Annotated in this window: 19 protein-coding genes and 1 tRNA gene; 17 read left to right on the forward strand and 3 right to left on the reverse strand. The window is 44.7% G+C overall.

The window, feature by feature from the left end; all coding sequences use genetic code 11:
• Window positions 1-79: 79 nt before the first annotated feature.
• Window positions 80-4312 carry a 2-hydroxyacyl-CoA dehydratase gene (locus OCV47_RS00260; RefSeq protein ID WP_262652959.1) on the reverse strand — a complete coding sequence of 1411 codons (4233 nt, stop codon included), beginning with the start codon at window positions 4310-4312 and terminating at the stop codon, window positions 80-82.
• A 226-nt stretch (window positions 4313-4538) separates the two neighbouring features.
• Here OCV47_RS00260 and tgt point away from each other — a divergent pair, with 226 nt between their 5' ends.
• The 10 genes from tgt (at window position 4539) to OCV47_RS00310 (ending at window position 15686) form a co-directional block, all read left to right on the forward strand.
• Window positions 4539-5669 carry a tRNA guanosine(34) transglycosylase Tgt gene (gene tgt, locus OCV47_RS00265; protein ID WP_262652960.1) on the forward strand — a complete coding sequence of 377 codons (1131 nt, stop codon included), beginning with the start codon at window positions 4539-4541 and terminating at the stop codon, window positions 5667-5669.
• Between the two features lie 70 nt (window positions 5670-5739).
• Window positions 5740-6045, forward strand: coding sequence for a preprotein translocase subunit YajC (gene yajC, locus OCV47_RS00270; protein WP_117448715.1), 306 nt, complete (start codon window positions 5740-5742; stop codon window positions 6043-6045).
• Between the two features lie 71 nt (window positions 6046-6116).
• Window positions 6117-7199, forward strand: a complete 1083-nt coding sequence (leuB, locus tag OCV47_RS00275; protein WP_262652962.1) for a 3-isopropylmalate dehydrogenase — start codon at window positions 6117-6119, stop codon at window positions 7197-7199.
• 28 nt (window positions 7200-7227) lie between these two features.
• Window positions 7228-8889, forward strand: coding sequence for a dihydroxy-acid dehydratase (ilvD, locus tag OCV47_RS00280; protein WP_262652964.1), 1662 nt, complete (start codon window positions 7228-7230; stop codon window positions 8887-8889).
• Between the two features lie 15 nt (window positions 8890-8904).
• Window positions 8905-10587, forward strand: coding sequence for a biosynthetic-type acetolactate synthase large subunit (gene ilvB / locus OCV47_RS00285; protein WP_262652966.1), 1683 nt, complete (start codon window positions 8905-8907; stop codon window positions 10585-10587).
• A 90-nt stretch (window positions 10588-10677) separates the two neighbouring features.
• On the forward strand, window positions 10678-11760 hold the full coding sequence (gene serC, locus OCV47_RS00290) for a 3-phosphoserine/phosphohydroxythreonine transaminase (protein ID WP_256296106.1): 1083 nt from the start codon (window positions 10678-10680) through the stop codon (window positions 11758-11760).
• A 1-nt stretch (window position 11761) separates the two neighbouring features.
• Window positions 11762-12922, forward strand: coding sequence for a phosphoglycerate dehydrogenase (locus OCV47_RS00295; RefSeq protein WP_262652969.1), 1161 nt, complete (start codon window positions 11762-11764; stop codon window positions 12920-12922).
• A 110-nt stretch (window positions 12923-13032) separates the two neighbouring features.
• The gene (locus OCV47_RS00300; protein ID WP_117448710.1) at window positions 13033-13395 is read left to right on the forward strand and encodes a metal-sensing transcriptional repressor; all 363 of its coding nucleotides are present in this window, start codon (window positions 13033-13035) and stop codon (window positions 13393-13395) included.
• A gap of 19 nt (window positions 13396-13414) precedes the next feature.
• Window positions 13415-14116, forward strand: coding sequence for a tRNA (N6-threonylcarbamoyladenosine(37)-N6)-methyltransferase TrmO (tsaA, locus tag OCV47_RS00305; protein WP_256296111.1), 702 nt, complete (start codon window positions 13415-13417; stop codon window positions 14114-14116).
• A 37-nt stretch (window positions 14117-14153) separates the two neighbouring features.
• Window positions 14154-15686: a L,D-transpeptidase family protein gene (locus tag OCV47_RS00310; RefSeq protein ID WP_262652972.1), complete on the forward strand. Its 1533-nt coding sequence runs from the start codon at window positions 14154-14156 to the stop codon at window positions 15684-15686.
• 123 nt (window positions 15687-15809) lie between these two features.
• On the opposite strand, the gene OCV47_RS00315 is transcribed toward OCV47_RS00310, so the two are convergent.
• Window positions 15810-15882, reverse strand: a tRNA-Thr gene (locus OCV47_RS00315).
• A 191-nt stretch (window positions 15883-16073) separates the two neighbouring features.
• Between OCV47_RS00315 and gltX the strand changes: the two genes are divergently transcribed.
• On the forward strand, window positions 16074-17528 hold the full coding sequence (gene gltX, locus OCV47_RS00320) for a glutamate--tRNA ligase (RefSeq protein ID WP_262652973.1): 1455 nt from the start codon (window positions 16074-16076) through the stop codon (window positions 17526-17528).
• A gap of 1 nt (window position 17529) precedes the next feature.
• Window positions 17530-19356 carry an ATP-dependent helicase gene (locus OCV47_RS00325; RefSeq protein WP_262652975.1) on the forward strand — a complete coding sequence of 609 codons (1827 nt, stop codon included), beginning with the start codon at window positions 17530-17532 and terminating at the stop codon, window positions 19354-19356.
• 83 nt (window positions 19357-19439) lie between these two features.
• Here OCV47_RS00325 and OCV47_RS00330 read toward each other — a convergent pair whose 3' ends face one another.
• Complete coding sequence (locus OCV47_RS00330) at window positions 19440-19799, reverse strand: DUF1292 domain-containing protein (RefSeq protein ID WP_262652978.1); 360 nt, start codon at window positions 19797-19799, stop codon at window positions 19440-19442.
• Between the two features lie 153 nt (window positions 19800-19952).
• On the opposite strand from OCV47_RS00330, the gene OCV47_RS00335 reads away from it, so the two are divergent.
• The 5 genes from OCV47_RS00335 to OCV47_RS00355 all read left to right on the forward strand — a co-directional run bounded on the left by OCV47_RS00335 (window position 19953) and on the right by OCV47_RS00355 (window position 25459).
• The gene (locus tag OCV47_RS00335; protein WP_262652980.1) at window positions 19953-21803 is read left to right on the forward strand and encodes an alpha-amylase family glycosyl hydrolase; all 1851 of its coding nucleotides are present in this window, start codon (window positions 19953-19955) and stop codon (window positions 21801-21803) included.
• A complete protein-coding gene (locus OCV47_RS00340) occupies window positions 21778-22350 on the forward strand; it encodes a DUF5662 family protein (RefSeq protein ID WP_256296121.1) in 573 nt (190 codons plus the stop codon). Before OCV47_RS00335 ends, OCV47_RS00340 begins: the two co-directional genes overlap by 26 nt.
• Window positions 22351-22429: 79 nt before the next feature.
• Window positions 22430-23197 carry a stage IV sporulation protein A gene (locus OCV47_RS00345; RefSeq protein WP_117448703.1) on the forward strand — a complete coding sequence of 256 codons (768 nt, stop codon included), beginning with the start codon at window positions 22430-22432 and terminating at the stop codon, window positions 23195-23197.
• Window positions 23198-23298: 101 nt separating this feature from the next.
• Window positions 23299-24198: a cell wall hydrolase gene (locus tag OCV47_RS00350; protein WP_262652983.1), complete on the forward strand. Its 900-nt coding sequence runs from the start codon at window positions 23299-23301 to the stop codon at window positions 24196-24198.
• A 13-nt stretch (window positions 24199-24211) separates the two neighbouring features.
• Entirely contained in the window at window positions 24212-25459 is a 1248-nt protein-coding gene (locus tag OCV47_RS00355; RefSeq protein ID WP_262652986.1) for an N-acetylmuramoyl-L-alanine amidase family protein, read from the forward strand.
• The last annotated feature ends 86 nt before the right edge of the window (window positions 25460-25545 follow it).

Consider the following 25545-nt stretch of genomic DNA (forward strand, 5'->3'; position numbering starts at 1 on the left):
CAGTTATAGAGCGATACTCCTTATTTTTGAAAAGTAGTGTTCCATGTATATCTACATGGAATCACTGCTTTTGGGATTTTTATTTCTTCAGATTTTTTTGTGCAGTACTTAGCATCAGTTTGATACGGTTCAGCTGGTTGACTTCGCTGGCTCCCGGATCATAGTCGATTGCTACAATATTGGCCAGAGGATACTGTCTGCGGATTTCTTTGATGACACCCTTGCCTACTACATGGTTTGGCAGACAGCCGAATGGCTGTGTGCAGACAATATTGTTGACTCCTTCGTGAATCAGTTCCATCATTTCGCCGGTCAGGAACCATCCCTCGCCAGTCTGATTTCCAAGGGATACAATCGGTTTAGCATATTCTGCCAGCTCCCGGATATCTGCAGGAGCAGAGAAATGCCTGCTCTTTGCAAACTCTTTTCTGGAAGTACTGCGGATAAATTCCAGGAACTTGATTCCTGAATTACACAGAAAAGCAGTACGCTTACTCATACCCAGTTCCTTTGCCTTGAAGTTGGAATTATAGAAGCAGTAGAACAGGAAGTCCAGCAGATCCGGTACGACTGCCTCAGCACCCTCAGATTCCAGAAGTTCTACCAGATAATTGTTAGCAGCTGGCATGAATTTTACCAGGATCTCACCTACAATACCAACACGTGGCTTCTGAATATCCAGAATCGGCAATTGATCAAAGTCCTCGATAATCTCGCGACAGAGTTTGGTAAAACCAAAATAAGTCGGATTCTTCAGGCACAGGAATTCAATACATTTCTTTTTCCATTTTTCATGCATGGCATTGGCAGAACCAGGAGTGGCCTCATAAGGGCGCATACGGTAAAGACAACGCATAAAGATATCACCAAAGACAACACCATACATCGCCTTGGTCAGCAGTGGAAGTGTGATCTGGAAACCTGGCTGTTTTTCCAGTCCACTGACATTCAGGGAAATTACCGGAATTTCAGGATGTCCGGCTTTTTCCAGGGCACGGCGGATAAAGCCAATATAGTTGGTAGCACGGCAGCCGCCGCCAGTCTGGGTCATGATAATGGCAGTTCTGGATAAATCATATTTTCCAGATAACACAGCATCCATCACCTGGCCGACCACCATCAGAGATGGATAGCAGGCATCGTTATTTACATATTTCAATCCCACATCTACGGCTTCCCGGCCATCGTTATGTAACAGTTCAATATTGTATCCACAGGTCTTAAAAGCAGGAACCAGAAGATCAAAATGAATCGGGGACATCTGCGGACAAAGAATCGTATAGTTTTTACGCATCTCTGGTGTGAAAACAGCCTTTTCAATGCTGGATGGTATGATCCTGCGTTCTTCGTTCTGCTCTTTCTTCGCCCGGATCGCTGCAATCAGGGAACGGACGCGGATACGGGCGGCTCCCAGGTTGTTGACTTCATCAATCTTCAGACAGGTATAGATCTTGCCGGATCCAGACAGGATATCATTTACCTGATCTGTAGTAACGGCATCCAGACCACATCCGAAAGAATTCAGCTGGATCAGATCCAGAAAATCTACAGTTTTTACGTAATTGGCAGCTGCATACAGACGGCTGTGATACATCCACTGGTCACTGACAATCAGCGGACGTTCCGGCTGATGCAGATGAGAGACAGAGTCTTCTGTCAATACTGCAATGCCATAAGAAGTAATCAGTTCCGGAATACCATGGTTGATCTCGTTATCAATGTGATACGGACGACCTGCAAGAACGATACCGTGTTTGCCATGTTCTTTCAACCATGCAATGGTTTCTTCGCCTTTTTTGTACATGGTCTCACGGATCCTGGTCAGTTCCGCCCATCCCAGTTTTGCAGCTTCTTTTACTTCGGAAGCCGGAATTTCCGGGAAGGCTTTGATCAGCTGAGAAGTTACCGTATCTACGCTGGTAAATGCCATAAATGGATTGCGGAAATCAATGTGTTCACTGCGCAGCTCTTCCACGTTATTCTTGATATTTTCAGAATAAGAGGTAACGATCGGGCAGTTGTAATGGTTATTGGAATCCGGGAATTCATTTCGCTCATATGGAATCGCAGGGTAGAAAATAAAATGAATACCTTGCTGAATCAGCCATTCAATATGTCCGTGAGCCAGCTTGGCCGGATAACATTCAGATTCACTTGGGATGGATTCAATACCCAGTTCGTAAATCTTTCTGGTGGATGCAGGAGAGAGTACCACCCTGTATCCCAGTCTGGTAAAGAACTGGAACCAGAACGGATAATTCTCATACATATTCAGTACACGTGGAATACCAACGGTACCACGGGCTGCCTGTTCTTCAGCTAACGGCTCATAGGAAAAAAGCAGCTGATTCTTAAATTCGAATAAGTTCGGGATATCAGAGTTCTTTTTGGCCTTTCCGAGCCCACGTTCACAACGGTTGCCACTGACGAACTGACGACCGCCTGAGAAACGGTTAATGGTCAGACGACACTGATTGGTACAGCCCTTACATTTGGCCATCTTGGTAGTGAAAGTCAGCTCATTGATCTGGTCAATGGTCAGCATAGTGGTCTCTTCACCATGATAACGGTTCCGGGCAATCAGAGCCGCACCAAAAGCACCCATGATACCTGCAATATCCGGTCGGATTGCTTCACAGCCGGCAATACGTTCAAAGCTGCGCAGGACGGCATCATTATAGAAAGTTCCACCCTGTACGACAATGTGTTTTCCAAGGGAAGAAGCATCGGATACTTTAATTACTTTATACAATGCATTTTTAATAACAGAGTAAGCCAGACCGGCAGAAATATCTGCTACAGAAGCCCCTTCTTTCTGAGCCTGCTTGACTTTGGAATTCATGAATACGGTACATCTGGTTCCAAGATCAATTGGATGCTGGGCAAACAGAGCTTCTTTTGCAAAATCGCTGACACTGTAATTCAGAGATTTGGCGAAGGTCTCAATGAAAGAACCACAGCCGGAGGAACAAGCCTCGTTCAGCTGTACGCTGTCTACGGTCTGATTCTTAATTTTGATACACTTCATATCCTGACCGCCGATATCCAGGATACAGTCTACTTCCGGATCAAAGAATGCAGCAGCCGTATAATGAGATACAGTCTCTACTTCGCCTTCGTCCAGCATCAGGGCTGCCTTGATCAGGGCTTCTCCATATCCGGTAGAACAGGAACGGACAATCTTTGTCTTTTCAGGCATCAGGGAGTAGATCTCCTGGATGGCCTTGATCGTTGTCTTTAACGGGCTTCCATTGTTGTTACTGTAAAAAGAATACAGGAGAGATCCATCTTCACCAACCAGAGCAGCTTTGGTTGTGGTAGAACCGGCATCGATACCAAGGAAACAGTTTCCTTCATAGGTAGCCAGATCATCGGTCATGACATTGTACTGGCTCTGACGTTCGTGAAAGGTGTCATAATCTTCCTGAGAGGCAAACAGTGGCTCCAGACGGGCTACTTCGAACTCCAGCTTAATTTTCTTTGAAAGTTTTGTAATCAGTGCATCAGTACTGGTGACTGCTTCCAGATTACTGTTTAGTGCGGAACCAATGGCTGCAAACAGATGAGAATTCTGTGGTGTAATGGCATGTTCGTCATCCAGCTTCAAAGTACGGATGAACGCCGCCTTCAGTTCGGATAAAAAGTGAAGTGGACCACCAAGGAAAGCAACATGTCCGCGAATCGGCTTTCCGCAGGCCAGACCACTGATGGTCTGATTGACAACTGCCTGGAAAATAGAAGCGGACAGGTCTTCCTTGGTTGCACCTTCATTGATCAGTGGCTGAATATCGCTTTTTGCAAAAACACCACATCTGGCTGCGATCGAATATAAAGACTGGTAATCCCTGGCATATTCATTCAGACCAGATGCATCAGTCTGAAGAAGAGAAGCCATCTGGTCAATAAAAGAACCGGTACCACCTGCACAGATGCCGTTCATACGCTGTTCAATATTACCGTTATCAAAATAAATAATCTTAGCATCCTCGCCGCCCAGCTCGATGGCTACATCTGTCTGAGGAATGTAGTGAGAAATCGAAGAAGATACCGCAATGACTTCCTGCACAAACGGAACTTCCATATTCTTTGCCAGAGCCAGACCGCCGGAACCGGTGATGACCGGGGCGACAGTTAAAGTACCAAGCTGTTCCTCTGCTTTTTGCAGAAGACTGGCCAGTGTCTCCTGAATATTGGCATAATGACGTTCATAGTCTGCAAAAAGAAGATGATCCTGTTCATCCAGGACCGCAATCTTAACAGTAGTAGAACCAATGTCAATACCTAATCTATGTATTGTGACTTTATCATTCATGTAAAAATAAACCTCCATAAAAATTAAGTTACCTATTTAAATGGTATTTTAGAAATGTTTATCTGCGACAGTATACAACAAATTATCTGGAAGTTCAAGTTGTAGATATTGTAAAATTTTTATAAACATGATATGATGTCAAGGTTAAAAGCTCCAAATGCGGAGCCTGCATTCTGGTGTTTACAGAAATGATATAGAGTACATACAAAGAAAGGAACAGATATCTATGTACCAGATTTTAGCAACAGACGGAAAAGCCAAGCGTGCCTCTTTTGAGACTGTTCACGGCACGATTCAGACTCCGGTATTTATGAATGTAGGTACGGCAGCGGCCATCAAAGGTGCGGTGGCTACCACAGACCTGCAGGAGATTGGTACACAGGTGGAATTATCTAATACCTACCATCTCCATGTCAGACCGGGTGATAAAATAGTAAAACAACTGGGAGGACTGCATAAATTCATGAACTGGGATAAGCCGATTCTCACAGATTCCGGCGGATTTCAGGTGTTTTCCCTTGCTGGTCTTCGCAAGATCAAAGAGGAAGGTGTATATTTTCATTCTCATGTAGATGGAAGAAAGATTTTTATGGGACCGGAAGAGAGTATGCAGATCCAGTCTAATCTGGCTTCTACAATAGCCATGGCATTTGATGAATGTCCGTCCAGCGTAGCAGACAGAGATTATGTGAGAAAGTCGGTAGACCGTACCACCAGATGGCTGAAGAGATGTAAGACAGAGATGGCCCGGCTGAACAGCCTGCCAGATACGATCAATCCGAATCAGATGCTGTTCGGCATTAACCAGGGTGCTGTCTACGAAGATATCCGTATTGAACATGCACAGCAGATCGCAGAACTGGATCTGGATGGGTATGCGGTAGGAGGACTGGCAGTAGGCGAGAGCCATGAAGAGATGTACCGGATCCTGGATGCAGTAGTTCCATATCTTCCACAGAACAAACCAACTTATCTTATGGGAGTAGGCACGCCGGCTAATATTCTGGAAGGGGTAGACAGAGGAATCGATTTCTTTGACTGTGTTTATCCAAGCCGAAACGGTCGTCATGGGCATGTTTACACGAATCATGGAAAATTAAACCTGTTTAATGCAAAATATGAGCTAGATGACAGTCCGATTGAAGACGGATGCCAGTGCCCGGCCTGCCGACATTACAGCCGTGCCTATATCCGCCATCTGTTAAAGGCAAAAGAGATGCTTGGCATGAGACTTTGCGTGCTGCATAACCTGTATTTCTACAATCATATGATGGAAGAGATTCGGGAAGCAATTGAAAAAGGCGAATATAAACAGTACAAAGCAAAAAAACTTGCTGGATTTGAAGAAACTACTTGATGATATTATCATTTTTGTGTATTATTAACAGTACGGAGAATTTTAGCGAAATAAAATGGAGGAATTTAACATGAATTTATTAACTGAGGCATCTTCCGGTGGAGGAATGTTACTTCTGCTGGTTTACGTAGTCGTCATTGGCGGTGCAATGTACTTTTTTGCAATCAGACCACAGAAGAAAGAACAGAAACGTCTCAATGCGATGCTTTCTGAACTGGAAGTCGGAGACAGCGTAGTAACAACAAGCGGTTTTTACGGTGTTGTCATTGACATTACAGATGAAGATGTAATAGTTGAGTTTGGCAGCAACAAGAATTGCAGAATTCCAATGAAAAAAGCTGCTATCTCAGAAGTAGAGAAAGCAGATGCTGAATAATAAAAAGCACTAAAAACGCAAGAGACACAGCATCATTGCTGTGTCTTTTGCTATATGGAGGAGTGTATATTATGAACTACAACATTGCAGTAATTCCGGGAGATGGAATCGGCCCGGAGATTGTGGAACAGGCCATTCAGGTACTGGACACAACGGGAAAGAAGTTTGGATTTGAACTGAACTACACAAAGCTGTTGATGGGAGGAGCATCCATTGACGTGTATGGGATTCCACTGACCGATGAGACCATTGAAAAGGCAAAAGCCAGCGATGCAGTTCTGATGGGTTCTATTGGAGGAGATGCAAGGACATCACCATGGTACAGACTGGAGCCATCTAAGAGACCTGAGGCAGGATTGTTAAAGCTTCGTAAATCTCTGAATCTTTTCGCTAATTTAAGGCCTGCCTATCTTTACAGAGAATTAAAAGATGCCTGCCCGCTTCGTGATGAGATCATTGGTGACGGGTTTGACATGATGATCATGAGAGAACTGACTGGCGGTCTGTATTTCGGAGAAAGAAAGACGGTAGAAGAGAAAGGGGTAAAGAAAGCTATCGATACCCTGACTTACGATGAAAATGAAATTCGCAGAATCGCAAAACGCGGTTTTGATATTGCTATGAAGAGAAGAAAGAAAGTGACCAGTGTGGACAAGGCAAACGTTCTGGATTCTTCCCGCTTATGGAGAAGTGTTGTAGAAGAAGTGGCAAAGGATTACCCGGAAGTTACACTGGAACATATGCTGGTTGACAATTGTGCCATGCAGCTGGTGCGTGATCCGAAGCAGTTTGACGTCATCCTGACAGAGAATATGTTTGGAGATATCCTGTCAGATGAAGCCAGTATGGTTACGGGCTCTATCGGCATGTTATCTTCAGCCAGCCTGAATGAGACCGGTTTTGGCCTTTATGAACCAAGCCATGGTTCTGCACCGGATATCGCAGGTATGGATATTGCGAACCCAATTGCAACTATTTTATCAGCAGCCATGATGCTCAGATTTTCTCTGAACCTGGATGAGGCAGCGGATGCCATTGAAGCGGCAGTATCTCAGGTATTAAAGGATGGCTACCGTACCGGAGACATTATGTCAGAAGGATGTACAAAGGTAGGCTGTAAGGAAATGGGCAGACTGATCGCAGAGAGAGTATAAAAAAGAAAAAGGGAAAGGCGGAATCATCATGAGAAGTGACGCAGTAAAAAAAGGTATGCAGCAGGCACCACACAGATCCCTGTTTAATGCACTGGGACTGACACAGGAAGAAATGGAAAAACCATTAATCGGTATTGTCAATTCCTATAACGAGATTGTACCAGGACATATGAACCTGGATAAGATTACAGAAGCAGTCAAAATGGGCGTAGCTCTTGCAGGAGGTGTGCCAAGAGAGTTCCCGGCCATCGCAGTCTGTGACGGTATTGCCATGGGACATGTGGGAATGAAGTACTCTCTGGTAACCAGAGATCTGATCGCAGATTCTACAGAATGTATGGCGATGGCACATCAGTTTGATGCACTGGTATGCATCCCAAACTGTGATAAAAACGTACCGGGACTTCTGATGGCAGCAGCAAGACTGAATATCCCGACGATTTTTGTAAGTGGTGGTCCGATGCTGGCCGGACATGTGAAGGGACAGAAGAGAAGTCTTTCCAGCATGTTTGAGGCTGTTGGATCTTATGCGGCAGGTACCATGACAGAAGAAGATGTCTATGAATTCGAATGCAATACCTGTCCAACCAGTGGTTCCTGTTCTGGTATGTACACAGCCAACAGTATGAACTGCCTGACAGAAGCACTGGGTATGGGACTGAGAGGAAACGGAACCATTCCATCTGTATATTCTGAGAGAATCAAGCTGGCAAAGCATGCCGGTATGCAGATCGTGGAGCTGGTAAAGAAAAATATCCGTCCAAGAGACATTATGACAGAAAAGGCATTTATGAATGCCATGACCGTAGATATGGCTCTGGGCTGTTCTACGAATACCATGCTTCACCTTCCGGCGATTGCACATGAAGCAGGTGTGAAGCTGAATATGGATATTGCAAATGAAATCAGTGCAAAGACACCGAACCTGTGTCATCTGGCACCGGCAGGCCCGACTTATATGGAAGACCTGAATGCAGCAGGTGGTGTATATGCCGTTATGAATGAGTTAAATAAAAAAGGCTTACTGTACACAGATCTGATGACAGTTACCGGTAAGACCGTAGGAGAAAATATTACCGGATGTGAAAACCTGAATCCGGAAATTATTCGTCCTGTCGACAATCCATACAGCCAGACAGGAGGAATTGCTGTTCTGAAGGGTAATCTGGCACCGGATTCCGGCGTGGTAAAACGTTCTGCAGTGGTTCCGGAGATGCTGGTACATGAAGGACCGGCAAGAGTTTTCGACTGTGAAGAAGATGCTATTGCAGCAATCAAAGGAGGAAAGATCGTTCCTGGTGATGTGGTAGTCATTCGTTACGAAGGACCAAAGGGCGGTCCTGGTATGCGTGAGATGCTGAATCCTACATCTGCCATTGCAGGTATGGGACTTGGTTCTTCCGTAGCACTGATTACAGATGGACGTTTCAGTGGCGCTTCCAGAGGAGCTTCGATCGGACATGTGTCACCGGAAGCAGCAGTGGGCGGACCGATTGCCCTGGTAGAAGAAGGCGATATCATCAAGATCAATATTCCGGAAAATAAACTGGATTTTGTTATATCAGAGGAAGAACTGGCAGCAAGAAAAGCAAAATGGCAGCCAAGAGAACCAAAGGTTACAACCGGATACCTGGCACGTTATGCAAAGATGGTAACATCCGGCAACCGTGGAGCAATCCTTGAGTTTTAATCAGGAGGGGTACTTATGAAATTAAATGGATCACAGATCGTAGTAGAATGCCTGAAAGAACAGGGTGTAGATACCGTATTCGGTTATCCGGGAGGAGCGATCTTAAATATTTACGATGAACTTTACAAGCACAGCAATGAGATCACACATATTCTGACTTCCCATGAACAGGGAGCGTCTCATGCAGCTGACGGATATGCCCGTGCTACCGGAAAGGTAGGGGTATGTCTGGCGACTTCCGGACCAGGAGCTACGAACCTGGTAACCGGAATTGCAACAGCATATATGGATTCTGTCCCAATCGTTGCGATTACAGCAAATGTAGGAGTGCCTCTTCTGGGAAAAGACAGTTTCCAGGAGATTGATATTACCGGTGTTACCATGCCGATTACCAAGCATAACTATATTGTAAAGCGTGTAGAAGATCTGGCAGACACCATCCGTAATGCATTTCGCATTGCAAAAGAAGGACGTCCAGGACCTGTGCTGGTGGATATTCCAAAGGATGTGACCGCAGCAGTAACGGAATACGAAGCAGTGATCCCGGAACCGATCGAGAGAAAAACAGACTATGTGCGAACAGAAGATCTGGAAGAAGCAGCCAGACTGATCAATGAATCCAGGAAGCCGTTTGTGCTGGTTGGTGGTGGTGCTGTGATTTCAGATGCCAATAAAGAATTAAAAGAGCTGGTAGAAAAGATTCAGGCACCGGTAGGTGATACACTGATGGGAAAAGGTGCTTTTGATGGTATCGATGAAAAATACACTGGTATGGCAGGAATGCATGGAACCAAGGCAACGAATCTGGGCATCACAGAATGCGATCTTCTGATTGCTGTAGGGGTGCGTTTCAGTGACCGAGTAGTAGGCAATGCATCTAAATTTGCCAGGAATGCAAAGATTCTTCACATTGATATTGATCCGGCTGAGATCAACAAGAATATTATGGTAGACTGCAGCGTACAGGGTGATGCAAGAGAAATCCTGAAAAAGCTGACTCCTATGGTAGAAAAAGCTTCTCATGATCAGTGGCTTGCAAGAATCAGAGAATTGAAAGAAGTCTATCCACTGAAGTATGAACAGGAAACCTTAACAGGACCGGCAGTCATGGAAGAAATCTATAAAGTGACAGATGGGGATGCCATTATCGTTACCGATGTGGGACAGCATCAGATGTGGGCTGCACAGTATTATAAATACAAAGAGCCGCATCAGCTGCTGACCTCCGGAGGTCTTGGAACCATGGGCTATGGTCTTGGCGCTGCCATCGGAGCCAAGGTAGGCAGACCGGAAAAGACAGTTATCAATATCGCCGGAGATGGCTGCTTCCGTATGAATATGAACGAAGTGGCTACTGCGGCAAGATACAATATTCCTGTCATTGAAGTAGTGATCAATAACCATGTTCTGGGAATGGTCAGACAGTGGCAGAACTTATTCTATGGAGAACGTTATTCGGCTACGATTCTGAATGACTCGGTAGATTTTGTAAAACTGGCAGAAGCACTGGGCGCTGTCGGTATGCGGATTACCAAGAGAAGTGAATTGAAAGAAGCACTGGAAAAGGCTGTCTCTCTGGGACGTCCGGTGGTACTGGATTGCCAGATCGATCGGGATGATAAGGTATTTCCAATGGTTCCGGCAGGAGCTCCGATTGAGGATGTATTTGATCAGGACGACCTGAAAAAAGAAAAATAATCTATCCACCCAAGTTGACAAAATGTTAACAAAGGAGTAAAGTGGATAAAAATATGAAGGTTTCTGGTAGAAACATGAGGAGGAAAAATTATGAGCAGAGTTTACAATTTCTCAGCCGGCCCGGCAGTATTGCCGGAAGAGGTACTGAAAGAAGTAGCAGATGAGATGATGGACTACAGAGGCTGCGGTATGTCAGTCATGGAGATGAGCCATCGATCTAAGATGTTTGATGACATCATCAAAGAAGCTGAGAAAGATTTACGTGAGCTGATGCATATTCCGGACAATTATAAAGTGCTGTTTTTACAGGGCGGAGCATCTCAGCAGTTTGCGATGATCCCGATGAACCTGATGAAGAACAGAGTTGCTGATTATATTGTCACTGGACAGTGGGCGAAAAAAGCATGGCAGGAAGCTCAGAAATACGGAAAGGCTAATAAGATCGCATCATCTGAAGACAAGACATTTTCTTATATTCCGGATTGTTCCGATCTGCCGGTCAGTGAAGATGCTGATTACGTATATATCTGCGAGAATAATACGATTTACGGCACAAAATACAAGGAACTGCCAAATACAAAAGGCAAGATTCTGGTATCCGATGTATCCTCCTGTTTCTTATCAGAACCGATTGATGTAACGAAGTATGGACTGGTATATGGTGGAGTTCAGAAAAATATCGGACCTGCTGGTATGGTGATTGCCATCATCCGGGAAGATCTGATTACAGAAGATGTGCTGCCAGGTACCCCGACCATGCTGACTTATAAGACGCATGCAGATGCCGGATCTCTGTACAATACTCCGAACTGCTTCTGCATTTATGTCTGCGGAAAAGTTTTCAAATGGCTGAAGAAGATGGGCGGTCTGGAAGCGATGAAGGAACGCAACGAGAAAAAAGCAGCGATCTTATATGATTTCCTCGACCAGAGCGAAATGTTTCATGGAACAGTGGAAAAGAAAGACCGTTCACTGATGAATGTTCCGTTTGTCACAGGTGACAAAGAACTGGATGCCAAATTCGTAAAAGAATCCCAGGAAGCAGGGTTTGAAAACCTCAAGGGACATCGTACCGTTGGAGGTATGAGAGCAAGCATTTACAATGCAATGCCGATGGAAGGCGTAGAAGCTCTGGTGGCATTTATGAAGAAGTTTGAAGAGGAGAACAGGTAAGATGTATCAGTACAGCTGCATGAATGCGATCTCAGAAGTGGGATTGCAGAAATTCACAGATCAATATACAAAGACAGAAGTAAAAGAAGACGCAGATGCGTTGCTGGTACGCAGTGCTGCACTGCATGATATGGAATTCTCAGATAAGCTGGCAGCAATCGCCAGAGCCGGGGCCGGAGTGAACAATATTCCCCTGGAGCGTTGTGCAGAGCAGGGAATTGTAGTCTTTAATACTCCAGGAGCCAATGCAAACGGTGTGAAAGAGGCGGTCATTGCAGGACTCCTGCTGGCATCCAGAGATCTGGCAGATGGTATCAACTGGGTAAAAGCAGAAAGCGGTAATGAAGACATTGCCAAACTGGCAGAAAAAGAAAAGAAGAATTTTGCCGGAAGCGAAATAAAGGGTAAAAAGCTGGGTATCATCGGCCTGGGAGCGATCGGTATTCTGGTAGCCAATACTGCAGTCCATCTTGGGATGGAAGTATATGGCTATGATCCATACATATCTGTCGATTCTGCCTGGAACCTGTCCAGAGAGATCACACATATTACCGATGTGAACGATATTTATCGGGAATGTGATTATATCACTATTCATGTACCTCTTCTGGAGAGTACCAAAAAGATGATCAATGAGGAGGCCATCGCAGAGATGAAGGATGGAGTGATCCTTCTGAATTATGCAAGAGATCTTCTGGTAGATGAAGAAGCCGTGGTAAAGGCAGTACAGTCCGGCAAGATCAGACGCTATATGAGTGATTTCCCGAATACGACCACAGCAGGTGTGAAGAACTGTATCGTGACACCGCATCTTGGAGCATCAACCAGTGAATCTGAAGATAACTGTGCGGTGATGGCAGTAAAAGAAGTGATGGATTATCTGGAAAATGGTAATATCAATCATTCCGTAAATTATCCGACCTGTGACATGGGTAAATGCAAAGGTGTCTGCCGTGTGGCAATCAACCACAAAAACATCAAGAACATGATCGGTCAGTTCGCATCTGTCCTTGGTGAGGCAGATATGAACATTGCCAACATGGCAAATCAGAGCAAGGGCGAATATGCATACTCTCTCTTTGATCTGGATACACAGATTACGGATGAGGTGGTAGAAAAACTGAAAAACGTACAGGGCGTATTAAGAATACGGATTCTGTAAAAAAAGCAGGGGTTCGGGCAAACAACAGGAAAGTGTCCGTGCCCCTTTTTTTATCCGTCATTTTGTGGTATGATGACAGAAGTAATACAAAACACAGAAAGTGAACAGATATGTCAGAAAATAAGATACAGGATCAGGGCATCCACACCCATGTGCTGGAAGATGGCACTGTGGTTCAGCACAGTCACAGCCATTCGCATACCCATACCCACGATCCACAACAGATCAAGGCGGTACTGAACCGTCTGTCCCGTGCAATTGGCCACCTGGAGTCTATCAAGAAAATGATCGAGAGCGGCAGAGACTGTAGCGAAGTGCTGATTCAGCTGTCTGCAGTAAAGTCAGCGATCAATAATACCGGAAAAGTGATTTTGCAGGATCATATCCAGCATTGTCTGGTGGATGCGGTAGAGACCGGGGACATGGAGGCCATCGAAGAGCTGAATAAGGCCATTGACCGATTTATGAAATAGAAGAAATACCAGGAGTATTATGAAACAGGAATTACAGATGATAGGGAGAATCCGCACGGATTTTCCCACCAAATTTGGACTTCCCCGGCAGGGAATATTCGCAGAATCTCTGACAGGCAGAGTGGTGCTGGAGCCAGAGTACCGCAAGGCGGCAGCTTTTAAAGGAATCGAAGAATATTCCCATCTCTGGCTGCTGTGGGGATTTTCAGAAGTGAAACGTACCAGATGGGTGCCGACAGTGAAGCCACCCCGTCTTGGTGGAAAAGTACACAAGGGAGTATTTGCTACCAGATCGCCATTTCGTCCCAATCCCATAGGGCTGACCTGTGTCAGACTGGAAGAGATTCAGTGGGATACACCAGAAGGGCCGGTGCTGATTGTGTCAGGAATCGATATGATGGATGGGTCGCCGGTGTACGACATCAAGCCATATCTGGCTTATGCGGATGCCTATCCGGACGCAAGAAGTGGCTTTGGGGCAAAGGTAAAAGACCATGTACTGGAAGTGGAATTTCCGGAAAAATGGCTTGAGATGGTAGAAGAGACGAAGCGGCCTGGTGCAATCGAGATGCTGCGTCAGGATCCACGACCGCCTTATCACAATCATGCGGAGCAGATCTATAAGATTGCATTTGCCAATGTTGATATACATTTTACAGTAGAAGAAGATAAGCTGACCGTATGCCGGGTACTCTCTCTGGAAGAAGGACAGAAGAAGTAGTAATGCGGTCATGCAAGGGGGAAAAGAAAAAGGAATTATGGCAGAAAGATCAAGAGACAGAAGAAACAGAAGCAGGAACAGAAGAGAATATGTTCCAGAGAAAAAGTCTGGAAAGGCAGGAAAGAAAATTGCCATCGGACTTGGAGTACTGGTACTGGTGGCAGCGGCAGGAGCCGGCGGATACTGCGCCTATGACCGGATCATGGATGGAAAAACCATGGGATGCAAGATCTCCGTATATGGCGTGAATGTTTCCTGGATGAGCGTAGAGGATGCAGCAGCAAAGCTAGAAGAAAAGTTCCAGGATACCATGGTAGAATTTGATGAAAATGGAAAAGACGAATACAACGTGTCTTTAAAGGATGCAGGTTATTCTCTGGATATGGAATCCCTGAAGAGCGAACTGCAGCGCCTGAAGGATAATCGGGAGCCATGCAAGATCCTGTTTGAGGAAGAAAAGAACTATACAGTGCCGTACCAGGTACAGTGGAATGATGATCAGATGAAGGCGGCCTTTGTCGGTGCCCATCTGACTTCGGACCAGGCAAGAAGCGCATCTACAGATGCTTACATAACGTATAACGAATCTACAAAGAGATATGAGATTGTGCCATCTGTTCTGGGAACTGAGATTGATGATGCAAAGCTGCAGAATCAGACGCAGGAACAGTTGAATAACAGCTTCAGTGAAGATCTGCTGAAGTCAAAAGTTGTGATCAACGTAGATGAAAAAGTGTACAGGGATGCTGCTGTAACCGAGGATCAGACAGATTTGAATAATCATCTTTCTGAACTGAATGGCAAACTGGAAAGTTATGAAAATGCAGAAGTGACCTATGAATTCGGATCCGTAACAGAAGTGCTGGATTCTGCAATCATTCAATCCTGGGTACAGGTAGATAATGAAAATATTACACTGGATGAAAGTGCTATGAGAGACTACATTTCCGGGCTCAGCGCCCAGTATAATACCCAGTATGTGCCAAGAAATTTCACCACATCCAAGGGCAATCAGGTCGTGATCGAGAACAATGAATATGGTTACTGGATTGACGAAGACGGAGAGTACGAACAGCTGGTGAAAGATCTGGAAGGCGGTCAGCCGGTAAGCAGAGAGCCAGTTTATACGACAGCGGGAAATGGCCGAGAGGGAAATGATGACCTGGTAAATGGTTACGTGGAAGTAGACCTGACTGGTCAGCATCTGTGGCTTTACTCTGAGGGACAGCAGATTCTGGATTCTGATGTGGTAACCGGTCAGCCGGTAGGTGTCAATAAGAAGACGGGTGAGCAGGAAGACTGGTCCACGTATGAAGGTTCTTATCCGATTGCCTATACAGAGCATCCGGCGACTTTGAGCAGTGATATCTACGGCTATGAAGTAGCTGTCCAGTACTGGATGCCATTCGTATACGGTCAGGGATTGCATGATGCAAGCTGGAGAAGTGCATTCGGAGGCAATATTTACCAGACAGATGGCAGTCATGGATGTGTGAACCTGCCACCACAGGTCGCAGCCACGATTTATGAATATGTGGATGCAGGATTCCCGATCATCTTATATAAATAAAAGATAAGGCCCCGGAAAGCGAAAAATGAGAGCTTCCCGGGGCTTTATGTATCTCATAATAAATAGAAGGTTCACAGAGCAAGCATGCGATTGCTGAAAAAAAGTATTTTTGAGCAACAAAAAAGCTCCTGGCCGGATTCGAACCGGCGACCTACGCATTACGAATGCGGCGCTCTACCAGCTGAGCTACAGAAGCTTATATCAGATGTTTTCTGACACGTATGTTATTATACTCAAAACAGAGAAGATTTGCAAGTAAAAAATTCATTTTTCGTAAGGATTTTTCCTAGACTATTTGGCAAAATTCGTATAAAATAAAAAGAGCGAATTGCAGCAGGAAAATATTCCGGCTGCAATGAATGTTTGAAATGAATCGAGGAGAGCAGGATGAGTAAAGTAAGAACAAGATTTGCACCAAGCCCAACAGGCAGAATGCATGTTGGAAACTTAAGAACAGCATTATATGCATATCTGATTGCAAAGCATGAAGGAGGAGATTTTCTTCTGCGTATTGAAGATACAGACCAGGAACGTTTTGTAGAAGGCGCACTGGAGATTATTTACCGTACACTGGAAGATGCAGGACTGAAGCATGATGAAGGTCCGGACATTGACAAGGGATATGGTCCATATGTACAGAGTGAGCGTCAGGCACAGGGCATTTATATGAAGTATGCCAAGCAGCTGATTGAAAAAGGAGAAGCATATTACTGCTTCTGCGACAAAGAAAGACTGGAATCTCTGAAGCAGGTGGTGGCAGGAAAAGAGATCTCTGTATATGACAAGCACTGTCTGCATTTAAGCAAAGAAGAGGTAGAAGCCAAACTGGCAGCAGGCGTACCATATGTCATCCGCCAGAATGTTCCACAGGAAGGAACAACCAAGTTTGAAGATGATATCTATGGAACTATTGAAGTACCGAACTCTGAGCTGGATGATATGATTCTGATCAAGTCTGATGGATTCCCTACATACAACTTTGCTAACGTTGTAGACGACCATCTGATGGAGATCAGTCATGTCGTACGAGGAAATGAATACCTTTCTTCTTCACCGAAGTACAACAGACTGTACAATGCATTTGGCTGGGAAGTGCCGGTATATGTACACTGCCCGCTGATCACTGATGAGAATCATAAGAAGCTGAGCAAGAGAAGCGGCCATTCTTCCTACGAAGATCTGCTGGAGCAGGGCTTCTTATCCGAAGCAATTATTAATTACGTAGCACTTCTGGGATGGTGCCCGCCAGAAAACAGAGAGATCTATTCTCTGGATGAACTGGTAAAAGTATTCGATTATCATCATATGAGCAAGTCTCCGGCTGTATTTGATATCAACAAACTGAAATGGATGAACGGCGAATATATGAAAGCAATGGATGATGACAAGTTCTACGAGATGGCTCTGCCATACATGAAGAAAGCCATCACCAGAGATCTGGATTTCAGGAAGATCGCAGCTATGGTGAAGACCCGTATTGAGATCTTCCCGGACATCATGCCTCTGATTGACTTCTTTGAAGAAGTACCAGAATATGATGTGGCTATGTATACACACAAGAAGATGAAGACCAATGCAGAGACTTCCCTGAAGGTCCTGAAGGAGATCGTGCCAGTCCTGGAAGCTCAGGAAGACTACAGCAACGATGCTCTGTACGAGCTGCTGGTAGGCTTTGCAAAGGAACATGAATACAAGAATGGCTACGTGATGTGGCCGATCCGTACTGCCGTATCCGGAAAACAGATGACTCCTGCAGGAGCAACGGAGATCATGGAAGTACTGGGTAAAGAAGAAAGTCTGAAGCGTCTGAATGATGCCATCGTAAAACTGGAGAATGCATAATATGGCTTTTACAAAAGCACAGGAAGAAGCAATTACACATTTTCAGGGGCCTGCCATGGTTTTGGCAGGCCCTGGTTCTGGTAAGACAACGGTGATTACTCACAGAACCAGCTATTTGATTGAACATTACGGGATCCATCCAGGCAACATTCTGGTGGTGACCTTTACCAGGGCTGCCGCAGAGGAGATGAAAAAGCGTTTTCTGAAGATGCGGAAAGAATCACGCACGATGGTGCGGTTTGGCACTTTTCATTCTGTTTTTTTTGAGATCCTGAAATATGCCTATGGTCTGACCGGGGCCAATATCGCAGGAGAAGATGTCTGCTATGGATTTTTAAAAGATATCATCTCCAAAATAAATCTGGATGTGGAAGATGAGGCAGAACTGCTAAAGAGTCTGACACAGGAGATCAGTACGGTAAAATCTGAGCAGATCCCCCTGGAGCATTATTATTCCTCTTCGGTTTCGGACGAGATCTTTCGCCGTATTTATCGGGAGTACCAGGAGAAAATGGCACAGAAAAATCTGCTGGATTATGATGATCTGCTGGTATGTACCTGGGAGCTTTTGACCCAGCGGGAAGATATCCTGGCTGGATGGCAGAAGCGGTATCAGTATATACTGATTGATGAGTTTCAGGATATCAATAAACTACAATATGAGATCATCCGTCTTCTGGCGAAACCGGAGAATAATCTGTTTATTGTGGGTGATGATGACCAGTCCATTTATCGATTCCGTGGAGCCAAACCAGAGATTATGCTGCAATTTCCGAAGGCCTATCCGGATGTTCATAAGATTGTGCTGGATTATAATTTTCGATGTCCGGGAAATATTGTAAAAGCAGCAGCAAAAGTGATTGGCCGAAATGTAACCAGATATGACAAGGAGATCAAAGAGGTAAAAGAAGAGGGGGCTCCGATTGGATTTTTGAAGTTCCCGAATCAGAATCAGGAAAGCCTCTTTATCATGAAAAAAATAAAGGATTATGTGGCAGAAGGCGGCAACTATGACCAGGTGGCAGTGCTTTACCGCAACAACATGGATGCCAGAGTGATTTCTCAGCGATTCATGGAATACAATGTGCCATTTTATATGCGGGATGTGATCCCCAATATTTATGAACACTGGATCGCACGGAACATGATTGCCTATCTGAAGGCAGCAGCAGGAAACAGAGAACGCTCTGTTATGTTACAGATCATCAATCGGCCAAAGCGGTATGTGGGACGGGAATGCCTGGATCAGCCAACGGTAGATTTTGAGCGTCTGCGACGTTTTTATGATGATAAATACTGGATGATCAAAAAGATCGACCAGCTGGAATCGGATCTGAACATGTTACGAAAAATGGATCCTTATACCGCGATCAACTATATCCGTCATGGAATCGGATATGAGGGCTATCTTCAGGAATATGCCGAGTATCGCAAGATGGCGGCGGAGGATCTTCTGGATCTGCTGGATCAGCTGCAGGAAAGTGCGAAGGGTTTCAAAACAACGGAAGAGTGGTTTGCTCATATCAAAGAATATGGAGAGATGCTGAAGAATCAAAATAAAAGGGATCGAAAAGCAGAGAATCAGGTGACCTTTTCTACTCTGCACAGCGCAAAGGGTCTGGAGTATCCACTGGTATTCATACTGGATGTCAATGAAGGTATTATTCCCTATAAAAAAGCAGTGCTGCAGTCCGATGTAGAAGAAGAACGAAGAATGTTCTATGTAGGGATGACCAGGGCATCGGAGAAGCTGTATATCTGTTCTATAAAAGAAAAAAACGGAAAACCCCTGAAGGATTCTCCGTTTTTGTCAGGTATTGATACATAATTACACGAATTGCTCCGTGTCCCAAGGTCATTCCCCCCACCCATGTGCAAGCACAGGTGGGATCAGACCTTTTGACACTGTAATTATTCCACGATGTCATCCAGATCCATGGCATCGAATCCCTGGGTGTCCAGCCAGTTATCAAAGCCCTCTGCAGCCAGATCGTATTCATCATCATCTTCGATGTTTTCCAGAGAAGGATTGCCGTTTTCATCTTTATAACGGTACAGAAATACTTCCCCATCTTCATTTTCCCCATTTTCATTCAGTGGAAGCAGTGCAATATAGCTGTTTCCGCCTACCGGGAAAATGGTAAGAATGGCACATTCCAGGACTTCATCGTTATCCAGTGTAAGAGTAACAGTAGCCTGTCCTGGTTCGCAGTCGCTGCCACAGGAAGAACAGTTGCCATTGCATCCTGCATCAAAATTCTGATCGCTCATTTTTTTACCTCATTTCATTTTATTGATCGAATAATTCGCATCTTAAATTCCACTTTATCAGAAAGCACGTATAAATGCAACATTGGATTTTTGAAAATCCTGTGTTATACTAAAACCAAATGAATTCTTACAGAAAGGGCATTAGGATACAGTATGAAAAAAGCGTTTAACATTGACGAAAAGACAGGAGAGTTTTATGAGCCTGGAGTAAGAATGGAAGAAGGGGGAATCTGTTTTACAGTTACAGTACCGGCAGGAGCAGCCGCTTCTCTGTGCCTGTATGCGAAAGAATCCGGAGAACTGGCGGCAGAGATCCCGTTTTCGGAAAAGAATACACAGGGAAGTCTTCGCACCATAAAAGTGCGTGATCTGGAGGAAGACGCATATCGCTATCAGTATAAGATTCAGGGGAAGACAGTGACGGATCCCCATGCCAGAAAAATCTGGAAGTCAGAGGATGGGAAAGTGACCATGGGGGAATTTGTGCCGGAGACTTTTGACTGGGGGAAAAGCAGAAAGCCGCAGATTCCTTATGAAGAGGGAATTATGTATCATCTTCATGTGCGCAACTATACCATGCATGAGAAGTCAGGTGTGGCTCACCGGGGTACTTTTCTGGGACTTCAGGAAAAGATTCCCTATCTGAAAAAGCTGGGGGTGAACCAGATCATTCTGATGCCAGTCTGTGAATTTGAAGAGCAGGAGACAGCGACAGAAAAGCTGGATAAAAAAGGAACTCCTCTGAAAAAAGTGCCGCTTCAGAAGAACTATTGGGGTTATAAGACCGGTTTCTATTATGCACCGAAAAAAAACTATTCAGCCACAGAGAATCCTGTGCTGGAATGCAAGAATATGGTAAAGGCCTTTCATGAACATCAGATGGAAGTGATTCTGGAGTTCTATTTTACCAGGGAGACCGTACTCCGGGAGCAGATAAAGATCTTACAGTACTGGATGGAAGAATATCAGATTGATGGTTTTCGAATCATGGGAGATACCGATCTGGCAAGGCATCTTGCCGGAGATCCACTGTTTTCAGATTGCAAGATTTTGTCCTGCTACTGTGGGGAGATTGATGAAGAGATGCTTCAGAGATCCCAGATGGCGGAGATGAATGATGGATTTATGAATGACTGCAGACGCATCCTGAAAGGAGACGAAGGGATGCTGGAGGCATTGGCTTATCGTACCAGAAGGAATCCATCTGGATATGGCGTGATCAACTACATCACCAGTCATGATGGATTTACCCTTCAAGATCTGGTTTCCTATGATCAGAAGCACAATGAAGCCAATGGGGAGCAAAACAGGGATGGCTGTCAGTGCAACTACAGTTGGAACTGTGGCGTGGAAGGCGAGTCCAGGAAGCGAGATGTGACAGCTCTGCGTACCAGACTGAAAAAAGATGCCATGATGATGCTGTTGTGTTCCCAGGGAACACCGATGCTTCTGGCAGGAGATGAATTTGGAAATTCACAGAATGGAAATAACAATCCTTATTGTCTGGATAATGAAGTAGCCTGGGTGGACTGGGGTGCATATAAGAAAAATCAGAAGTTTGTCAGCTTTGTCCGTGCTCTGATCGCACTTCGTAAGTCTGAAAAACTGCTGCATTGCAAAAAGGAATATTGCTTCGTTGACCGGAAAGCATGTGGTTATCCTGATTTGTCTTATCATAGTAAAAAGGCATGGTATGGCGATTTTGGTTATGAAAAAAGACAGATTGGCATGCTTTATTGCGGAAGCTATGTGGAAGAGAAGCGTTTTCTGTATGTGATCTACAATTTCCATCCACAGCCACAGGAACTGGCACTGCCAAAGCTTCCGGAAAAGATGAAGTGGTTTTGGAAGATTGATACCTTCCAGAAGGACAGCGTACTGACAGGGGTAAAAGCCATTGAAGAAAAAGAGAAGATGATAAAGATACCGGAGCGCACCGTGGTGCTGCTGATCGGGGAACAGGAGTGTAAAGACGGGGATGTGGAATCCGGCAGGACATTTTAAAACAATTACGGAACATAAAAAGCTGGTGCTGGAGCATTGCTTCAAGCTTGGGCTTTACCGTCAGGGACTGATGCATGACATGTCAAAATACATGCCATCCGAGTTCCTGGTGGGAGCCAAATATTATCAGGGAGACCGAAGCCCTAATAATGCAGAGCGGGAAGATAAAGGATATTCCGCCGCCTGGCTTCATCACAAGGGCAGGAACAAGCATCATTTTGAATATTGGATTGATTATCAGATCGATGATAAGGATCATGCCATGGGTGGCATGAGAATGCCCAAAAAATATGTGGCAGAGATGCTGGCAGACCGGATCGCAGCATCCAAAGTGTATAATAAAGAAAAATATACCCAGCACGACCCACTGATTTATTTCCTGAAAGGGAAAAGCCATTATCTGATGCATCCGGAGACCATGAAGGAGATCGAACATCTTCTCCGGATTCTGGATGAAAAAGGCGAGGATGCCTGCTTCTGGTATACCCGGAATGTATATTTGAAACAAAAACCGCGGATACAGAAGAAAAAAAGAGAAAAAGCATAATATTGACGGCATGGCCGAAGACATAAATGGAGCCTCCTTTGAATATACTTAAAAAAGTATAAGAAGGGGGTTCTTGTCTATGTATCAGATAGAATGCTACATTCCCAAATGGATGGAAACATTGCCACAGGATCATGAAATGAAGCAGACAATGATCCAGATTCTACAGGAGGAAATGAAAAATACGTCAGAAGAAAACTGGACAGAGCGGATAGAGAGCAGACTGAAAAGCCTGCCATTTGTAAAAACAGTGGTTCGGGAAGAGGCAGGAACCGAAGAAGATACCATACTGCGGTTCCAGATCGGAGTCAAAGAAGAAGAGTATTACGGGATGCTTAGCGAACTGTCAGGCATTCCGATCGAGGGAGAATACCAGTTGATTTCCCTGATCAGGGAACTGAGCGGGCTGAAGAAGGAATATGAGTCTGTGCAGAACGCATTAAAAAATGTCAGAGAGACCGGTTACGGTGTGATTCTGCCCGGAAGAGAAGAGATTCAGTGGGAAGAACCGGTTATGACACATACAGGCAGCCGGTATGGAGTGAAAATGAAAGCAACCAGCCCTACGATTCACCTGATCCGTGCCGAGATCGACACCGAGATTTCTCCGATTGTGGGAACGGAAGGGCAGGCAGAAGACCTGATTCGCTATATCAGGGAGGGCGCAGAAGAATCCGAAGGAATCTGGGAGATCAATGTCTTTGGAAAAACAGTGGAACAGCTGATGCAGGAAGGCATGCAGACCAAACTGAATCAGTTCAGTGAGGAGAGCCAGAATAAGATCCGAAAGGTAATCGGACGGGTATTGGATGAATCAAAAAATGGAATGATATGTGTTATTATTTGAGAAGTTTACAGTAAAGTTGACAAAAGCAACATAATGTATTATAATCACAATAGTTTTTTAATATTTTTGTAACAAAATACAAAAGTATGAGAGGGACAATTATGAAAAGACAAAAACTATATATCTCAATTGCTGTGATGTGTGCAGTTCTGCTGCTTGGGGGAGCAGGCGGATCGGCAGCCTGGAAGCAGACGGCGGCGGGGAGGAAGTATACCACATCATCCGGGAAGTACGTGAAGTCCAGATGGAAAAAGATAAAAAAGAAGTGGTATTATTTCGATAAACGTGGTAATCTGAAGACTGGAAGATTCAAGGTTGGTGACGACTGGTATTATGCAACACGCAGTGCCGGGAGAGTCTGTAACAGACGAGTCGGCTGTTATTACTATGGATCGGACGGCAGGATGGTTTGTGATGCCTGGAAGAAGAACGGTAAGTACTGGTTTTATTATGACAAGAAGGGAAAACGTCGTTTTGGAAAGGTAAAGACGACCGAAGGGATCTGTTACTGTGAAAGGGAGACGGGAAAAGCTGTTTCCAAATGGGTCAATAAGAATTACTACGGAAAAGATGGCGTGATGGTGACCAGTCAGTGGGTGGATGACAGTTATGTGAATGAGAAGGGCGTCATTACCAGAGGGAATAAGAACCCGAAGAATCCACCGACGCAGGAAGAGATCCGCTGGCTGTCCGCAATCACTTATCTGGAGGCAGGCAATCAGTCCTATTATGGGAAAAAGTGCGTGGCCAGTGTGGTAATGAACCGGGTAAACAGCAAGAGATTCCCGAATACGATCAAAGGAGTCCTGTTCCAGTCGGGTCAGTTTACACCAGCGGGGAATGGTACATTATCCAGCCTGTATTACAGCAGACGATCCATTCAGACCCAGTGTGTGAAAGCAGCAAAGTATGTGCTGGAGCATGGATCTGTGCTGAAAGGATATTATTATTTTAACACCTTCAGTGGAACACTGAAGATTGGGGAACATTATTTTGGATAAGGGAGGAAACAAAGTGAAAAAGAGAAAAACAGGAATCTGGCTGACGCTGTTACTGATGCTGGCAGTGTTATGTATTCCGGTGCAGGCCAGTGCAGCAAAGACCGGATTTAAAACATCCAAGAGTGGTGTGATCCGTTATTATGGATCCAACGGCAAGCTGGTAAAAAACAAGTGGTTCAAGGTTGGGAAGAAGCGCTATTATGCCAAGGCGAATGGAAGAGTAGCTACCGGAGTGACAAGAATCAAGGGGAAATATTATTATTTCGATAAAAAGGGTGTTAACAAGACTGGCTGGGTGACTGTAAAGAATAAGAGATATTATTTTATCAGTGGCAAGCGATATGCAGCAACGGGCTTGTTTACATTTAAGAATAAGAGAACTTATTGTTTTAATGAAAAAGGCGTGATGCAGACTGGTTGGGTAACTCTGAATGGCAATGATTATTATTTTAATAATTATATGATGACCGGATGGATGACCGCCAATTATAAGACCTATTACCTGATCAAGACCAAACCAATGAAAGGACAGAAGGCAACAGGCGTATTCTCTATTGGTGGCAATCTGTATTACTTTGATCCGGATACCGGGGAGCTGCTGCGCAACACCACGGTAGAATACAGAGATCGTACATATACTGTTAACTCCAGCGGAGTCTGCACGGTAATACCGGAATCCGGGGCACCGACAGGCGAAATGCTATTTTTCCTGAAGTTTGAATCTGGTTCCGCTGCGTACAACCAGACAGGTGGAGACGGAGGAAAGGCATGTGGTGCATATCAGTTCGATTATCGTTATGCGTTACTTCCGTTTGTAAAATATGCATACGAGACGAATCCTCTGGTCTGCAAAGAATTCGAACCATATGCCAAGTATAAGAGTGGTGCCAAATTGTATAACAACACAGATTTTTTCAAAGCATGGCATCAGGTCTACAAGCGTAACAGCAGAACATTTTCTGAGATGCAGGATACTTTTGCAAGAATCAATTACTATGATAACGTAGAACGTAAACTTCAGTCAGCCGGTATTGATGTTGCATCCAGATCGGAGGCGGTAAAGGGTGCTATCTTCAGTTATTCCATTCAGCATGGACAGACAAGTGCAGTCAATGCGGTAAAAGCAATTAAGCCAAAGAGTACCACAAGTGACGCAAAGTTCTTAAAGAAGCTTTACAATTACAGAAAGAAGTCATTCCCGTTATATGCATCCAGATATACACAGGAATATAAGGCAGCACTTGCAGAATTGAATCAATAAGTATGAGAAATCTCACAGTTTCGAAAGAAGCTGTGAGATTTTATCTATCCGGGAATTACAGGTATCGTCAGAGGCTGCTACTTGAC

The sequence above is a fragment of the Muricoprocola aceti genome (genome assembly GCF_025567005.1).
Lineage (GTDB): Bacteria > Bacillota > Clostridia > Lachnospirales > Lachnospiraceae > Marvinbryantia > Marvinbryantia aceti.

What these genes read in the sequence shown, in the direction of transcription:
- yajC (WP_117448715.1), top strand. Translation starts at nt 5,740, where the DNA reads ATGAATTTATTAACTGAGGCATCTTCCGGTGGAGGAATGTTACTTCTG.
- OCV47_RS00350 (WP_262652983.1), top strand. Translation starts at nt 23,299, where the DNA reads ATGAAAAGACAAAAACTATATATCTCAATTGCTGTGATGTGTGCAGTT.
- OCV47_RS00310 (WP_262652972.1), top strand. Translation starts at nt 14,154, where the DNA reads ATGGCAGAAAGATCAAGAGACAGAAGAAACAGAAGCAGGAACAGAAGA.
- OCV47_RS00330 (WP_262652978.1), bottom strand. Translation starts at nt 19,799, where the DNA reads ATGAGCGATCAGAATTTTGATGCAGGATGCAATGGCAACTGTTCTTCC.
- gltX (WP_262652973.1), top strand. Translation starts at nt 16,074, where the DNA reads ATGAGTAAAGTAAGAACAAGATTTGCACCAAGCCCAACAGGCAGAATG.
- OCV47_RS00300 (WP_117448710.1), top strand. Translation starts at nt 13,033, where the DNA reads ATGTCAGAAAATAAGATACAGGATCAGGGCATCCACACCCATGTGCTG.
- OCV47_RS00345 (WP_117448703.1), top strand. Translation starts at nt 22,430, where the DNA reads ATGTATCAGATAGAATGCTACATTCCCAAATGGATGGAAACATTGCCA.
- ilvB (WP_262652966.1), top strand. Translation starts at nt 8,905, where the DNA reads ATGAAATTAAATGGATCACAGATCGTAGTAGAATGCCTGAAAGAACAG.
- tsaA (WP_256296111.1), top strand. Translation starts at nt 13,415, where the DNA reads ATGAAACAGGAATTACAGATGATAGGGAGAATCCGCACGGATTTTCCC.
- ilvD (WP_262652964.1), top strand. Translation starts at nt 7,228, where the DNA reads ATGAGAAGTGACGCAGTAAAAAAAGGTATGCAGCAGGCACCACACAGA.
- serC (WP_256296106.1), top strand. Translation starts at nt 10,678, where the DNA reads ATGAGCAGAGTTTACAATTTCTCAGCCGGCCCGGCAGTATTGCCGGAA.
- OCV47_RS00295 (WP_262652969.1), top strand. Translation starts at nt 11,762, where the DNA reads ATGTATCAGTACAGCTGCATGAATGCGATCTCAGAAGTGGGATTGCAG.
- OCV47_RS00325 (WP_262652975.1), top strand. Translation starts at nt 17,530, where the DNA reads ATGGCTTTTACAAAAGCACAGGAAGAAGCAATTACACATTTTCAGGGG.
- OCV47_RS00335 (WP_262652980.1), top strand. Translation starts at nt 19,953, where the DNA reads ATGAAAAAAGCGTTTAACATTGACGAAAAGACAGGAGAGTTTTATGAG.
- OCV47_RS00260 (WP_262652959.1), bottom strand. Translation starts at nt 4,312, where the DNA reads ATGAATGATAAAGTCACAATACATAGATTAGGTATTGACATTGGTTCT.
- OCV47_RS00340 (WP_256296121.1), top strand. Translation starts at nt 21,778, where the DNA reads ATGTGGAATCCGGCAGGACATTTTAAAACAATTACGGAACATAAAAAG.
- tgt (WP_262652960.1), top strand. Translation starts at nt 4,539, where the DNA reads ATGTACCAGATTTTAGCAACAGACGGAAAAGCCAAGCGTGCCTCTTTT.
- leuB (WP_262652962.1), top strand. Translation starts at nt 6,117, where the DNA reads ATGAACTACAACATTGCAGTAATTCCGGGAGATGGAATCGGCCCGGAG.